Origin of the sequence: Streptomyces sp. W16, assembly GCF_033194735.1 — a bacterium.
Lineage (GTDB): Bacteria > Actinomycetota > Actinomycetes > Streptomycetales > Streptomycetaceae > Streptomyces.
Window position 1 is genome coordinate 1 of record NZ_JAWOAI010000254.1, and the last position, 14,106, is coordinate 14,106.

General features: G+C 71.1%; 12 protein-coding genes. 5 read left to right on the forward strand and 7 right to left on the reverse strand.

Translation table 11 applies throughout. The features are described 5' to 3' along the window. A partial coding sequence (locus R6V09_RS29385) for an MFS transporter (RefSeq protein WP_317884475.1) occupies nucleotides 1–854 on the reverse strand: 854 nt, incomplete at its 3' end. A gap of 131 nt (nucleotides 855–985) precedes the next feature. Here R6V09_RS29385 and R6V09_RS29390 point away from each other — a divergent pair. Beyond that, nucleotides 986–2,065 carry an AraC family transcriptional regulator gene (locus R6V09_RS29390; RefSeq protein WP_317884476.1) on the forward strand — a complete coding sequence of 360 codons (1,080 nt, stop codon included), beginning with the start codon at nucleotides 986–988 and terminating at the stop codon, nucleotides 2,063–2,065. Nucleotides 2,066–2,070: 5 nt separating this feature from the next. On the opposite strand, the gene R6V09_RS29395 is transcribed toward R6V09_RS29390, so the two are convergent. Genes R6V09_RS29395 through R6V09_RS29405 form a run of 3 tightly spaced genes read right to left on the reverse strand, consistent with a single transcriptional unit; the run spans nucleotide 2,071 to nucleotide 5,701 of the window. Then, a complete protein-coding gene (locus R6V09_RS29395) occupies nucleotides 2,071–3,483 on the reverse strand; it encodes an aldehyde dehydrogenase family protein (RefSeq protein WP_317884477.1) in 1,413 nt (470 codons plus the stop codon). After that, nucleotides 3,480–4,358, reverse strand: coding sequence for an SDR family NAD(P)-dependent oxidoreductase (locus R6V09_RS29400; RefSeq protein ID WP_317884478.1), 879 nt, complete (start codon nucleotides 4,356–4,358; stop codon nucleotides 3,480–3,482). Before R6V09_RS29400 ends, R6V09_RS29395 begins: the two co-directional genes overlap by 4 nt. Further along, on the reverse strand, nucleotides 4,355–5,701 hold the full coding sequence (locus tag R6V09_RS29405; protein ID WP_317884479.1) for a flavin-containing monooxygenase: 1,347 nt from the start codon (nucleotides 5,699–5,701) through the stop codon (nucleotides 4,355–4,357). The genes R6V09_RS29400 and R6V09_RS29405 overlap by 4 nt, the downstream gene beginning before the upstream one ends. A 193-nt stretch (nucleotides 5,702–5,894) precedes the next feature. On the opposite strand from R6V09_RS29405, the gene R6V09_RS29410 reads away from it, so the two are divergent. Then, nucleotides 5,895–6,518: a TetR/AcrR family transcriptional regulator gene (locus R6V09_RS29410; RefSeq protein ID WP_317884480.1), complete on the forward strand. Its 624-nt coding sequence runs from the start codon at nucleotides 5,895–5,897 to the stop codon at nucleotides 6,516–6,518. A gap of 53 nt (nucleotides 6,519–6,571) precedes the next feature. Here the strand turns inward: R6V09_RS29410 and R6V09_RS29415 are convergent, their stop codons facing one another. After that, the gene (locus R6V09_RS29415) at nucleotides 6,572–7,057 is read right to left on the reverse strand and encodes an SRPBCC family protein (protein ID WP_317884481.1); all 486 of its coding nucleotides are present in this window, start codon (nucleotides 7,055–7,057) and stop codon (nucleotides 6,572–6,574) included. Nucleotides 7,058–7,104: 47 nt separating this feature from the next. Beyond that, on the reverse strand, nucleotides 7,105–8,484 hold the full coding sequence (locus R6V09_RS29420) for a flavin monoamine oxidase family protein (protein WP_317884482.1): 1,380 nt from the start codon (nucleotides 8,482–8,484) through the stop codon (nucleotides 7,105–7,107). A gap of 239 nt (nucleotides 8,485–8,723) precedes the next feature. Here R6V09_RS29420 and R6V09_RS29425 point away from each other — a divergent pair, with 239 nt between their 5' ends. Together R6V09_RS29425 and R6V09_RS29430 are read left to right on the forward strand one after the other, a co-directional pair. Next, nucleotides 8,724–10,967 (forward strand): MMPL family transporter, encoded by a 2,244-nt coding sequence (locus R6V09_RS29425; RefSeq protein ID WP_317884483.1) that lies wholly within the window; start codon nucleotides 8,724–8,726, stop codon nucleotides 10,965–10,967. A 166-nt stretch (nucleotides 10,968–11,133) separates the two neighbouring features. Further along, nucleotides 11,134–12,090 (forward strand): SMP-30/gluconolactonase/LRE family protein, encoded by a 957-nt coding sequence (locus tag R6V09_RS29430; protein ID WP_317884484.1) that lies wholly within the window; start codon nucleotides 11,134–11,136, stop codon nucleotides 12,088–12,090. A 61-nt stretch (nucleotides 12,091–12,151) separates the two neighbouring features. Here R6V09_RS29430 and R6V09_RS29435 read toward each other — a convergent pair whose 3' ends face one another. Beyond that, complete coding sequence (locus R6V09_RS29435; protein ID WP_442810176.1) at nucleotides 12,152–13,774, reverse strand: MFS transporter; 1,623 nt, start codon at nucleotides 13,772–13,774, stop codon at nucleotides 12,152–12,154. 141 nt (nucleotides 13,775–13,915) lie between these two features. Between R6V09_RS29435 and R6V09_RS29440 the strand changes: the two genes are divergently transcribed. After that, the coding region (locus tag R6V09_RS29440; protein WP_317884485.1) for an AsnC family protein at nucleotides 13,916–14,106 on the forward strand (191 nt) is incomplete at its 3' end.

Sequence of the window (14,106 nt, forward strand, 5' to 3'; positions counted from 1 at the left end):
GCCGTGCGGACGACGGCGACGGTACCGACCCGCTGCACCAGCCGGTCCACGCTCGCCCGCCCGACGACCGTGCCGGCCTGGTACGCCGCGTACGCCAGCGGCGCCACCGTGAGCGACGCACCGAGAGTCTGCCGCAGATACACCGCCGACCAGGCGGAGACGGTCGAGTCCACGACGTAGACGACGAGGAGGACCAGACCGAAGGGGAGCAGCCGCAGCCACAGGCGGTGCCCCAACGGCGGCTGCGCAGACGGTTCCACGGAAGCCGGCAGGTCGTGCGTCCGCAGGCAGACGGCGACGACCAGCAGGATGCCCGCCTGTACGGCCAGGCCGACGCCCACGGGCCGGTCCAGCCGGGCCGCCCCGGCGGTGAGCAGGGCCGCGAACACGCCACCCACGCTCCACGCCGTGTAGAAGGACCCGAAGACGCTGCGGCCGTAGGCGCGTTCGATCACGGCGGCCCGGGTGTTGATCGCGACGTCGAGGCCGCCGATCGCGAGGCCGAAGAGGACGTACGCGCAGACGGCGGTCTTCGGGCCGGGAGCCCATCCGATCAGCATGAGCGCGACGGCGGCCGTGAGCAGGGCGCCGCGCATCGTGGCGACGGGACCGGCGACGCGGACCGCGGCCAGCCCGAGGAAGCTGCCGACCCCGGCGGTCAGGGCGACCGCGACCAGCGTGGTGGTCGTCAGGAGCGGAGACAGCCCCAGGTGCTCGGTGACGGCGGGGACGGTCGTGTACACGGCGGCGACGGACACGCCCTGTGCGGCGAACGCGAGGGTCGCCGTCCTTCGGGCACCGGCCCTGTCGGCGGGGCGCATGAACTGTGCCCGGCCCGGAGTGCTGACTGACATGCACAGACCGTAGTCAGCCGTGGCGGGGCGAACGGAGGACGTCGGGGGCCGTTGAGGGGACTTCGGCGGCCAGCGCGCCGACCGGTGACGCCCGGGTGCTTACGGTGGTCGCCCACGAGGAGGTGAGTGCGATGTTCCCCGACCCCGTCCCGGCGGAGCCGCACGGGACCAGCCGCAGCACGTCGGCGACGATCCAGCCGAACATCCTGCGCTATCTCGTCGTCGTCGCCGAAGAACGAGGCGTCGATCTACGGCCCCTGCTGAGCCAGGTCGGCCTCGACGAGACGCTGATGCGCTCCGCCGCGCTGCGGGTGTCGTACCGGCAGGGCAGCGCGGTGATCCGGCGCGCGGTGGAACTCACCGGGGACGAGCGGCTGGGCCTGAGGGTCGGCGCGGCGCAGCACCTGACCGCGTGGGGCCTGCTCGGCTTCGCGCTGCTGGCCGCCGACACACTGCGGCACGCCATCGAGACCGGCGTGCGGTACCAGAACCTCTCCGGCGCGATGACCGTGTGGTCGACCGGCATGGACGAGGACGGCGCCTTCGTGCTGCGCGCCGACCTCCCTGACCCCGCCGTCGACCCGAGCGTGGCCTCCTTCCTCATCGAGGAGGGGCTCGCTTCCGTGGTCACCCTGTCCCGGCTGGCCGTCGGCCCCGGCTTCGCCCCACGGGTGGTGGAGTTCTCCGGACCGCCGCCCCGCCAACGCGACCTGTACGACGCCCTGTTCGGCTGCCCGGTCCGCTTCCGCGCCCCGGCCGACCGCATCGTCGTCGATCCCGCGTGGGCCCGCGCCCCGATGCCGGGCCGGGACCCGGTGACGTACGCGTCGACCCTGGAGACACTCGACGACCAACTGGCGTCCCGTACCGACCAGCAGGACCTCCTCGAAGTGCTGGAGGTGTCCGTCGCGCAGAGCCTCCCGGTCATCCCGTCCTTCGGCGAGCAGGCACGACGGCACGCGACGAGCGAGCGGACACTGCGCCGCCGACTGGCCGACTGCGGCACCACGTACGAGGCACTGGCCGAGGGAGTACGCCGGGAACGTGTCGAACAGCTGCTGCTGCGCCCGGAGTTGACCCTGCGTGACATCGCCCACCGGGCGGGGTTCTCCGACGAACGCGCCCTGCGCCGCGCGGTACGCCGCTGGCACGGCACTTCCCCGGTCCAGCTGCGGGAGCAGTTGCTCAGGGCGGCGGCGCACCGCGAGTGACCTGGTCAGCGGGTGCGGATCCAGACCGTCTTCTCCCGCGTCCACTGGTCGAAGGCGTTCGTCGACTTCTCCGCGCCGCCGAACCCGGACTGCTTCCAGCCGCCGAACGGGGTGGTGATGTCCCCCTCGCTGTAGGCGTTGACGGAGACCACGCCCGCCTCGATGCCACGGGCCAGCCGCAGCGCGGTGTCGAGGTCGCGGGTCCAGACGGAGGCGGCGAGTCCGTACTCGGTGGCGTTCGCCATCCGCACCGCCTCCTCCTCGGAGACGAAGGTCTCGACGGTGACCACGGGACCGAACAACTCCCTTGTGAGCACGGCGCTTTCGGCGGGGGCGCGGGTGATCACGGTGGGCGGGTAGTAGGAGCCGCGCGCGGGGAGTCCGTGGGGGAGTCCCGCGGTGTGGATCTGGGCCCCGGCCGCACGGGCCGCGTCGACGGCACCCGCGACCCGGTCGAAGGCGGCGCGGTCGATCAGCGGTCCCTGCTGGGTACGCGGGTCGGCCGGATCGCCGATGACGAGGTCCCGCGCCGCCGCGGTGAACCGCTCCACGACCTCCTCGGCGATGCTCCGGTGCACCAACACCCGTGAACCCGCGGTGCAGTTCTGCCCCATCGTCAGGAACGCGGCCTCGATCATGTCGCCGATCAGCTCGTCGCCGTAGGAGAGCGCGTCGGCCATCAGTACCTGCGGGCTCTTGCCGCCCATCTCCAGGGAGACGCGTTTGAAGTTGCTGTCGGCGGCGGCCTTCAGGATGCGGCGGCCGGTGGCGGTGGAGCCGGTGAAGGAGAGCGCCCGGACGAGGGGGTCGTGGGCGAGGGCGGCGCCGGCCTCCTCGCCGTAGCCGGGCAGTACCGTGAGCACGCCGTCGGGCAGGCCGGCCTCGGTGGCGAGGGCGGCGAGGTGGAGGGCCGAGCGCGGGGTGGCCTCGGCGGGCTTGACGAGGAGACAGTTCCCGGCGGCCAGTGCCGGGCCGATCTTCCAACTGGCCATCGCCAGCGGGTAGTTCCACGGGAGGATCGCCGCGCCGACACCGACCGGCTCGCGGCTGACGAGACCGAGCGCGTCGGACCCGCCCGGCGCGACCCGGCCGAAGACCTTGTCGGCCGCCTCGGCGAACCAGCGGATCGACTCGATCGCCCCCGGCACATCCCCCGTACGGCACTCCGTGATCGGCTTGCCCGCGTCCTCGCTGTCGAGCCGGGCGAGGAGTTCGGCGTCCCGTTCCATCAGGCCGGCCAGCCGCAGCAGTACGGCGCTCCGCTCGCGGACCGGCAGGCGTGACCAAGTCCCCGTGTCGTAGGTGAGCTGGGCCTGTTGGGCCGCCTTGGTGACATCGTCGGCGCTCGCGGCGGGCAGGGTGGTGAGCGGCTCGCCGGTGGCCGGGTCGACGACGGTCAGCGTCTCGTTCCTGTTCATGCCTCCTCCACCAACTCCCAGCGCCCGTCGGTCTGTCGGGCCAGTCCGCGGCGCCGGAGCTCCTCCAGGTAGCGGGCCATGCCGCGGTCGCCGCGCTTGCGGAACAGCGGGAAGAGCCTGGGCAGCAGGTTCGGTACGAGCATGGCGAACCGCACCAGCCGGGACTCGCCGGACCGGGGATAGGCCTCAAGCCGTGGCCTGTCCAACAGGCTGACGACGGCCGTGACGACGTTCGCGGGCTGCTGCGGCGGGTCCTGGAACTGCATGGAGTTGCCGCCGTCCACGGCCTCCTGGCGCAGCATCCGGGTGTCGGTGGCCGAGGGCAGCACCGACCCGGCCAGGATGCCCTTGCTTCGCAGATCGAGGCCGATGGCGAGCATCGCGCCGCGCAGCCCGAACTTGGACGCCGTGTAGATCGGGGTCTCGCCCAGCGGGAAGATCCCGCCGAGGGAGACCGTGGTGACCACCCGGGCGTCCCGCGAGGCCTTCAGCAGGGGGAGCGCGATCCGGGTGGCGACCAGCGGGGAGGTCAGGTTGAGGGTGATCTCCTGCTCGATGCTCTCGACGCTGCGCGCGTCGAAGCGCTCCGAGCTGGTCATGCCGACGTTGTTCACCAGCACGTCGAGACGGCCGTGGACCTCGGCGACCTGCTCGAACAGCCGCTCCAGCTGGGCGCGTTGGGTCAGGTCGCAGCCGATCCCGGCGTGCCCGCCGCCGGGCAGTCCGGCGGCCACCTTCTCGGCACGGACCCCGTCGATGTCGACGACGACACAGCGCGCGCCGCCCGCCGCGAAGCGGTGGCACAGCGCACTGCCGATACCGCCCGCGCCGCCCGTGACCAGCATGACCTTGTCGGTGAAGTCGAACCGCCTCATGCCGCCGTCTCCACCCGTCGCGGGGACCGCACCGGCGGCGCCTGGCCCTCGGTGCGCCAGCCCATCTGCCGGGCCACCTTGCCGAGGTACTTCACGAACGCCCCGCTGTCGACGTAGCCGGTGTGCCGGGGCGAGGCGACGAACTTCAGCCCGCCGGTCAGATCCGGGCGGTCGGCCCGGATCATCTGCGTGAACCGCTCGGCGTTGGTCAGACCGTGACGCACGTCGTTCAGATACCCGGCGATCAACTGGGCCTGACTGTCGAAGAGTTGGTAGGCGCCGGAGTTGGTCTCGACGAACCCGATCCCGAACAGGCCCTGGTGCTCGCGCGAGAACGACGACAGATACAGGTCGGGATGCTGCTCGTCCCCGAAGTACCGTTGCGCGACCGGCACTTTGTGGACGTAGCCCGTCGCCAGCAGGACGAGATCGAAGTCGTCGCTCGTGCCGTCCGTGAAGTGCACGGTGCTGCCCTCGGCGCGGGCGATCCCCGGCCTGGCGGTGATGTCGCCGTGCTGGAGGTGGTGGATCAGCATCGAGTTGATGGCCGGGTGCGTCTCGAAGAGCTTGTGGTCCGGCTTCTGCAGGCCCAGGCGCGTCGGATCGCCGTTGACGACCCGCAGCAGTCCGCCGAAGACGCGCTGCGCCAGCCACATCGGCAGATGCGGACCGCTGTTGGCGATGGTGTCCACCGGCCGCCCGAACAGATGCTTGGGGATGAACCAGTACCCGCGCCGCATGCTGATCACCGCGTGGTCCGCCGTCCGGGCCGCGTCGCAGGCGATGTCGCAGCCGGAGTTTCCCGCACCCACGACGAGCACCCGCTTGCCCCGCAACTCCTCCGCGCTGCGATAGCCGGCGGTGTGCCGGACCTCCCCGCCGAACTCACCGGGAATCTCAGGGATGTTGGGGTGCCACTGCGAGCCCGTGCACACCACGACCTGCGCGTGCAGGCTCTCCCGCCCGTCGGTCCGGACGACCGTCCAGGTGCCGTCCGCGTTCTTCTCGACGCTCTGCACCCCGACACCGAACTCGATCCGCTCCGTCAGCCCGTAGGCGTCGGCGAAGGACCGCAGGTACGACAGGATCTGCCGGTGCGGCGGATAGTCCGCGAAGTGGTCCGGCATCGGGAAACCGCCGAAGCCGGACAGGGTCCTGCTGGAGATGAAGTGGGCCGACTCGTACATCGGGCCGCCCGGGTTCTCGATGTCCCAGATACCGCCGAGCCCGGTGTGCCGCTCCAGATGCGTGTACGGCAGCTTCCGCTCCGCCAGCGCCCTGGCCATGGCCAGCCCGGCAGGCCCCGCCCCGATCACACACGTGTCCAACTGGCTTTCCGTCACGAGCCTGCCTCCTCGGTCGTCCCGTTTCACGGGTGGTGCAGGAAACGTATGCACCCGCTGTCCTGCGGGAACTGACCCGCGCGGCCAAGGACCGGACCTCAGCGGCCGTGCCGCGGCCGCAGGTGTCCAGCCCGGGCGAAGACTGACTTGTTCGTACGACTGGTTCGGCAGACTCAGTCGGTATGATGGGGGCATGGCTCATGTCTCCGCGGCCGAGCGCCGTCCCCAGCTGATCAAAGCGGCCATCGACTTCATGACGAGGGAGGGGGTCGCGGCGGGCAGCACGCGTGCCATCGCCGCCGAGCTGGGGGTGGCCCAGGCGACGGTGCACTACACCTTCGGCACGAAGGAAGGGCTGTACCTCGCGGTCATGGAGCAGCTCACGCAGGATCTGGTGGCCCAGGTCGAGGCGGCCGCACCGGCGGACGGAGGGTTCGAGGAGACGGCGAGCGCGTTGGTGGCCGCACTGTGGCGGACGGTGCGTGAGCAGCCCGAAAGCCATCAACTCCTCACGGAGCTCACCATGTTCGCGCTCCGCTCGCCCGCTCTGAGCGATGCCCTCGAAGCCCACTACCGAGGGGTGACCGAGGTGACCGCGAAGCTGATCACCGAGGCGGCCGAACGCACCGGCCAACCCCTCGCCCAGCCCGTCGACGCGATCGCGCGGTTCTTCCTCGCCGGCTTCGACGGGCTCATGCTGCAACACCTCGCCCTGCCCGACGAGGAGGCCGAGCGCACCTGCCTCCAGGCCTTCGTGTCCGCGGTGGTGGCGATGGCCGGCGGCCGTCTGGACCTGCTGCCCGTGCCGCTGGGCTGACGCGACGAAGGGCGCCCTCGTACCGTACGAGGGCGCCCTTCGTCCGTGGTCGGTCAGCCGTGCGCGCCGACGGTCTCCGAGCGGATCAGGGTGTTCAGGTTCGCCATGGAGGTGCGCATGTTGGCGCGCATGCCCGGTCGCTGTATCCGGTCGAGCAGGAGGCCGACGGGGCCGAAGCCGATGACGTACTCCACCCTGTAGGTCATCCGCGTCGCCTCCCTCCCGTCCGCACCCCGGGTCGGCTCGAACTCGAAGACGCTGGTCACGTCCTTCAGCGGGGCGAACCCGACCCCGGTGTCGACGCGCCGCCGCAGGGGATCGATCTCCACCACCGTCCACACCGAGTCGGTGCGCAGCGGGCCGAGGGTGCGGTTGCGCTCGGCGTACGTCCTGCCCACGGTGGCGACGCCGTGGTGGTCGGTGACCTCGATGGCGCCGGCGACCCACTCGGCGTAGCGGTCGGTGCGGGAGACGACCTCCCAGACGCGCTCGACGGGAGCGTGGACGACGGCGCGTTCGGTGACGTGGAACTCGGTCATGAGGGGTTCTCCTTCTTCCGGTTTCGGGCTGGCACTTCTGGACTCGGTCAGCTCTGGTGGAGGAGTTCGGTGGCGGTGTGCCGGCCGGAGCGGACCGCGCCGTCCATGAAGCCGTTCCAGTAGGGCGAGAACTCCGACCCCGCCCAGTGCACGCGCCCGAATGCCCGGCCCAGCCACTCCCCGTACCCGGTCAGCACGCCGGGGGCGGCGACGGACGTCGGGCCGCCCCGGGTCCACTGCTCGGCGGTCCAGTCCTGCTCGACGTAGTCGACGGTGTCGTAGGCCCGTTCCCCGACGACCCGGGCGAAGGAGCGCAGCACCGCGCCGCGCCGCTCGCCCGCCGGACGGTGGGCCCACTTGCGCCACTCCTTGCCGCCGAGGAACCCCATGAGCACGCCCGGTCCGCCGTCGGGCGGGGAGTTGTCGAACATCTCGCGGATCGGTGAACCACCCCGCAGCAGGCCCATGCCGGACAGGCCCTCGGCCCGCCAGAACGGGGTGTCGTAGACGGCCACGCACTTCATGAGCGTGCCGAACGGCAGCCGCTGGAACAGCTGGTCCTGCTGCGGCGGCAACAGCGGGTCCCAGACGATGCGCGAGGCGAGGAGCGGCGGTACGGCGACGATCACGCGGTCGGCCCGCCAGTCGCCGGCGTCGGAGACCACCGTGACTCCACCGGCGTCCTGGCTGATCCGCCTTACCGGGGCCGACAGTTGGACGCGGCCGTCGAGTTCCTCGGCGAGCCGGGTCGCGACCAGCTGCGAACCGCCGACGAACCGACTGTCCTGCGCACCGCCGGAGGTACCGGTGCCGCGCTCCATGGTGCCCGGGTGGAGCTCGTCGCCGAACGTCGAGACGTACCAGAGGCTGAACAGCGCCGACGCGTCCCGAGCCTCGCCGCCGTACGCGGAGTTGAGGAAGATGTTGATCAAGTCGACGGCGTCGCCAGTGACTTCGGCCCTGCGCAACCAGGTCTCGTACGTCATCCCGTCCAGATCGCGGGCGTTGGGCGCCCGCCACGGAGCGGCCGGGGGCACCTTGCCCGCCGCCTGGCCGATGCGGGCCAGGGCGATGCCCATGTCGGGGAGGGCGAGGAGGTCCGGGGGAGTGTGCCCCACGAACCGCCTGGCCCTGCCGTCGCGGACGTAGACCCGCTCGCCGGGCACGGTGGCCTCGTACGTGGCCACGCCGACCTCCTTGGCGAGCGTCAGGACGTGGTCCTGGGTGGGGCCCACGAACTGCCCCCCGATCTCGGTCACTTGACCGTCGCCGAGGTCGTGGTTGAGCAGCCGCCCGCCGACCCGGTCACGCGCCTCCAGGACGGCCACGGACCTGCCCGCGGCGACGAGTTCGCGCGCCGCGGTGAGTCCGGCCAGGCCGGCGCCGATCACGACGACGTCGGTCCGTGTGCTGTGCGTACTGGTCATGGTCACTCCTTGGCCCACGGCGGTGAAGTTGAAGGGGATGCCGGACAACTTACATGCGACATTGTCGAGCGACAAGGTCGAATGGTTTTGTCGCTTGAACAATGCCCCTGAACTGGCCTTGTGTCGGGTGAGGTGTGCGTCACGATTGAATGACTCTGTCGAGCGACTTGAGCAGGTGATAAAGTCGAGCTCGTCGATCGACGTCCCCCCTTCCTCCGCCCTCTTCCAGGGAGTTAGTCATGGCTGTCCTGCTTCACCGGCTGGGCCGTGGCGCCTACCGGCACCGCAAGCTCGTCCTGGGTATATGGCTCTTCGTGCTGGCCGCGCTCATCACGTGCGTCGGCGTCTTCGGCGGCAAACTCGACGACCGCTTCTCGGTGCCGGGCACCGAGTCGCAGCGAGCGTTGGACAGCCTGAGCAAGACCCTTCCGGAAGCCTCGGGCGCGAGCGCCCAGATCGTCTTCACGGCGCCCGGGGGGCACCGGATCACCGAATCCCCGTACCAGGCGGTCATCGCCCGGGCGGTGACGGTGACCCGGCAGGCACCCCAGGTCAGCGGCGTCGTCGAGCCCGGCACCGCCGGTGTCGTCTCCGCCGACCGGACGACGGCGATCGTCCAGATCCACTACCGCGTGCAGACCGCGGAGATCCGGACCTCGTCCGTGGACGCGATCAAGAGCGCGGCCCACGCGGCGGAGCGGGACGGGCTGCGGACCTCGGTGGGCGGTTCCGTCTTCAACAGCAAGGGAGTTCACATCGGGCCGTCGGAGATCATCGGTGTGGCCGTGGCGCTGCTCGTGCTCGTCGTCACGTTCGGTTCGCTGCTCGCCGCCGGCATGGCGCTGCTGCCCGCACTGATCGGGGTGGCGGCCGGTCTGGCCGGGCTGCTCGCTCTCGCGCCCGCGGTCAGCATCTCCTCCACGGCCGTCACGCTCGCCCTGATGCTGGGCCTGGCCGTGGGCATCGACTACGTCCTGTTCATCCTCTCCCGCCACCGGCAGCAACTCGCCCGCGGTGCCGACCCGGAGGAGTCCGTCGCGCTGGCCGTCGGCACCGCCGGCAGTGCCGTGGTCTTCGCCGGTGCCACCGTGATCATCGCGCTCGCCGCGCTGAGCGTCATCGGCATCCCGTTCCTGACCACGATGGGCCTCGGAGCCGCCGGCGCCGTCCTCATCGCCGTACTCGCCGCGATCACCCTGGTGCCCGCCGTCGCGGGATTCGCCGGTACGCGGCTCGCCCCCAAGCCCGGCAGCCGCGCGGCCCGCCGGGCCGCCGACGCCGAGGGAAGCACCGGCCGGACCACCCTGGGCACCCGCTGGACGAAGTGGGTCATCGCAAAGCCGCTGCTGACCGTGCTGGCCGTCACGGGCATCCTGGTCACCCTCATGCTGCCCGCAGCCGACCTGCGCCTGGCCCTCCCGGACAACGGCTCCGCGCCGCACGCCTCCACCCAGCGCACCGCCTACGACACGATCAGCGACAAGTTCGGCCCCGGCTTCAACGGCCCGCTGCTCGTCCTGGCCGAGACCAACGACCGTACGGCCGCCGCGAGTTCACAGGCCGGAGCTCAAGTGGCCGCGAAACTGCGCACCTTGAAGAACGTCAAGGCCGTGCTGCCGCCCGAGCCCACCGGCGACCCGGCGCAGAGTGTCGTCACCGTGCTGCCCGCCTCCGGCCCCGACAGCGTCCGTACCGACCGACTCGTCCGAGACATCCGCGCGGTCGCGTCCGACCTCCGTGCCACCACTGGGGCGTCGATCGCGGTCACCGGAACCACCGCCGTCAACATCGATGTGTCCAACCGCCTCAGCGACTCCCTGCTGCCCTTCGTCGCCATCGTCGTCGGCCTCAGCCTGCTCCTGCTGATGATGGTCTTCCGGTCGCTGGTCATCCCCGTCAAGGCAGCCGTCGGCTTCCTGCTCTCGGTGGGTGCCTCGCTCGGTCTGGTCGTGGCGGTCTTCCAGTGGGGCTGGCTGGCCGATGTCCTCGGTGTGCCGCACAGCGGTCCCGTGGTCAGCTTCCTGCCGATCATCCTGATCGGCGTACTCTTCGGACTGGCCATGGACTACGAGGTGTTCCTCGTGTCCGGGATGCGCGAGGAATGGGCCCACACCGGCCGGGCCCGCCAGTCGGTCGTCGACGGTGCGCGGCACAGCGTGCGGGTCGTCACCGCCGCCGCCCTGATCATGTTCACCGTCTTCGCCGGGTTCTTCCCGCTGGACGACTCCCTCATCAAGCCCATCGCGTTCGCCCTGGCCGTCGGCGTGGCCGTCGACGCGTTCGCCGTCCGCATGACGCTCGTACCGGCGGTCCTCGCGCTCGCCGGCCGGGGTGCCTGGTGGCTGCCGGCCTGGCTGGACAGGATCCTGCCCGACCTCGACGTCGAGGGAAGCAGCCTTCAGAAGTCCGTACCGGCGGACGGCGGGGAATCCGAGCCTGAGCCTGCGGGTGCGGGTGGGGCGCGGGGGAACTCGGGGGAGTGACGGGCCGTTACCCAAAGACCGGGCCTTGGGGCGGAGTTGAAGAAGATTTCACCCGAGCCCAGGGCCCCGAGCCCAAGGGCTCACCGAGTCACCGAGCCACCCAGTTCGACCGACCACCGTTCCACCAGCCCCCGTTCACCGCCACTCGTCCCCGGAGGCCCGAACGATGACCCGGATCCACCCCCACGCACACCCCACCCGGCGCGCCCTGCTCGGCGGCGCCGCCCTGACCGCCCTCGCTATGGCAGCCGGTACCAGCACCGCGAGCGCCAACTCGTCCACCTCCCAGGCGAGTTGGCCGACGGAGTTCGCGCTGCCCAACGGCTGGCTCCCCGAGGGCATAGCCATCGGCAGCAGGCCGTACGCCTACCTGGGCTCCCGCGCCAACGGCGCGATCTACCGCACCGACCTGCGCACCGGCGAGGGCGAGGTCCTCTCCGAGGGCGCCACCGGCCTGGTCTCCGTCGGACTGAAACTGGACCACGACGGCCTGTTGTACGTCGCCGGCGGCACCGGAGCCGCGAGAGTCGTCGACTCCCGCACCGGTGAGGTGCTGACGACCTATCAACTCACGCCCGCCACCGGCCACTTCATCAACGACGTCACCCTGCTCGGCGACCGCGCCTGGTTCACCGACTCCCTCGACGCCGTGCTCTACGGCGTCCCCCGCGGCCGTACGGGCGAGGTCACCGCTCTGCCGCTCACCGGCGACTGGGTGCAGACGCCCGGGGTGAACAACGCCAACGGCGTCGTCGGCACCCCGGACGGACACGGCCTCATCGTCGTCAGCAGCACCCCAGGCAAGCTCTACCGGGTGTCCCTCAGGACCGGCGCCGCAACCGAGATCGTCCTGAGCGGGGCGTCCGACGTGGCCAACGGCGACGGTCTGTTCCGGATCGGCCGGACGCTGTACGTCGTCCAGAACCGCCTCAACCGGATCAGCGTGTTCGACCTCGACGCCAAGATCACCACCGCGACCCTGCGCCGTACGATCACCGACCCGCGTTTCGACGTCCCCACGACCGCCGCCCGCTTCGGCAACCGGCTCTATCTGGTCAACGCCCGCTTCACCAGCCCGCAGACGCCCGACACGACGTTCACCGCCGTCGCCGTGTCGATCTGACGCTACAGCGGGCGGGGCTCCCTTCGAAAGATGCGCGAAGGGAGCCCCGCCCGTGGGTGGTTCAGCGGTTCGGTGCAGGCTCAACTGCCGCTGCGACAGCCGCCGTTGTGGCATCGGCGGTGTTCGCGCCGGCGACCGGAGTCGTGGTGGACACAGCCGTCTTTCGCGGGCGGAGCAGCAGTACGCAGACCAGCGCCGCGAGGAGCGTCAGCCCCCCGGCCACCACCAGGCACAGCCGCATGCCGTCCAGGAACGAGTCGCCCAGCGCGCCGAGCGCCCGCCCGGTGTCCACGCCGAGGTTCATGTGGGCGACGGCGCCCAGACCACCGGCGTCGGCGGTCGAGACGATGCTGTGCTGCGTCGCACCCGTCACTCCGGCGTCGGTCAGATGGCCGGGCAGGGTGTCGAGCGCCCTGGTGGTGAGCAGGGCGCCCAGGACGGCAGGCCCGAGCGCACCGCCGACCTGCCGGAACGCGTTGTTGCCGGCCGCGGCCATCCCCGCCTGCTGATACGGCACGGAGGCCACGGCGGTCGCGGTCATCGGCGTCAGCACGGTCCCGATGCCCAGCCCCAGCAGCGCCAGCCGCCAGGCGATGGACCCGAACGAGGTGCCGGCGTCGACGTCGGTCAGCGAGAACAGCGCGCCGGAGATGACGAGCAGACCACCGGTGATCAGGACGCGCGGGGCGACCCGGTGCATGAGCCGCCCGACCGGCTGGCCGACCACGATCGCCGCCCCGGTGACCATGAGCAGCCGCCAGGCCGCCTGGAGCGTGTCGAGCTGCTGCACAAGGCCGAAGTAGAGGCTGAGCAGGAAGAAGAAGCCGATCAGCGCCAGGAAGGTGATCATCGCGACCAGGGTGGTGGCGGTGAACGCCGGGCTGCGGAACAGCGTCAGATCCAGCATCGGACTGTCGCTGCGCCGCTCCGCGAACACGAAGGCGACTCCACCGGCCACCGCCGTGAACAGGGCCACCATGACCTTGACGTCCGTGAAGGAACCCGCGCCGCCCTCGATCACGCCGTAGACGAGTGCGGTGATGGAGAGGGTCGCGGTGACCTGGCCGGGCCAGTCCAGCTTCCGCCCGTGCGGGGCCCGGGAGTCGGGCAGCAGGCGGGCGGCGACGCCCAGCGCGATCAGCGGTACGGGGACGGAGATCAGGTAGATCCAGCGCCAGGCGGCGTGGTCGAGGATGACTCCGGCGATCAGCGGTCCGAGGGCCAGTGCGGCCATGAGGGCGGTCGCCCACAGGCCGATGAACTTGCCGCGCTCCCGGTGGTCGGGAACCGCGTGGCTGATCAGCGCCAGGGTGGTGGGCAGCAGGGTCGCCGCGCCGAGACCCGCGAGGGCCTGGCCGATCCACAGCACCTGCACCGACTGCGCGGACAGTGCCACGGCGGCACCGGCGGCGGCGAACAGCAGGCCCGCCTGGAACACCTTCTTGCGTCCGTGGACATCGCCGAAGACTCCGGCGGTGAGGATGAACGCGGCCATGGGCAGGACGAACGCGTCCTGGACCCAGGACAGTTGGGCGGTCGACGCGTTGAGCGCCGACTGGATGGCGGGCAGGCTCACGGCGACCGTGGTCACCGGCAAGTAGGCGACGAAGACGCCGAGGCAGGCCATGACGAGGGTGGCCGTCCGCCGGTCGGCCGTCCTGCTCGCCGGGGTCGTGACGTTCACGGAGAACCTTCCTTCTTGACTGCGGTGCCCTCGAACGGGCACGCGACTCAGGATCGGCTCCGCCATGGGCAATCACCAAAGCACGACCGGAAAGCGACCTGAAACCTCCATGTCGATCCGGAGAGGTGTCAGACTTTCCCCATGACAGACGCAGTCGACGGGAAAATCCTCCGCGCCGTGCAGTGCGCGCCACGCGCCTCGTTCCGACTGATCGGCGAGGTGGCCGGGGTCTCGGAGCAGACCGCCGCCCGGCGTTTCCACGCGCTGCGCCGGGCCGGGGTGATGCGGGTGGTCGGTCTGATCGACCCCGCCGTCCACGGCGACGCGCGCTG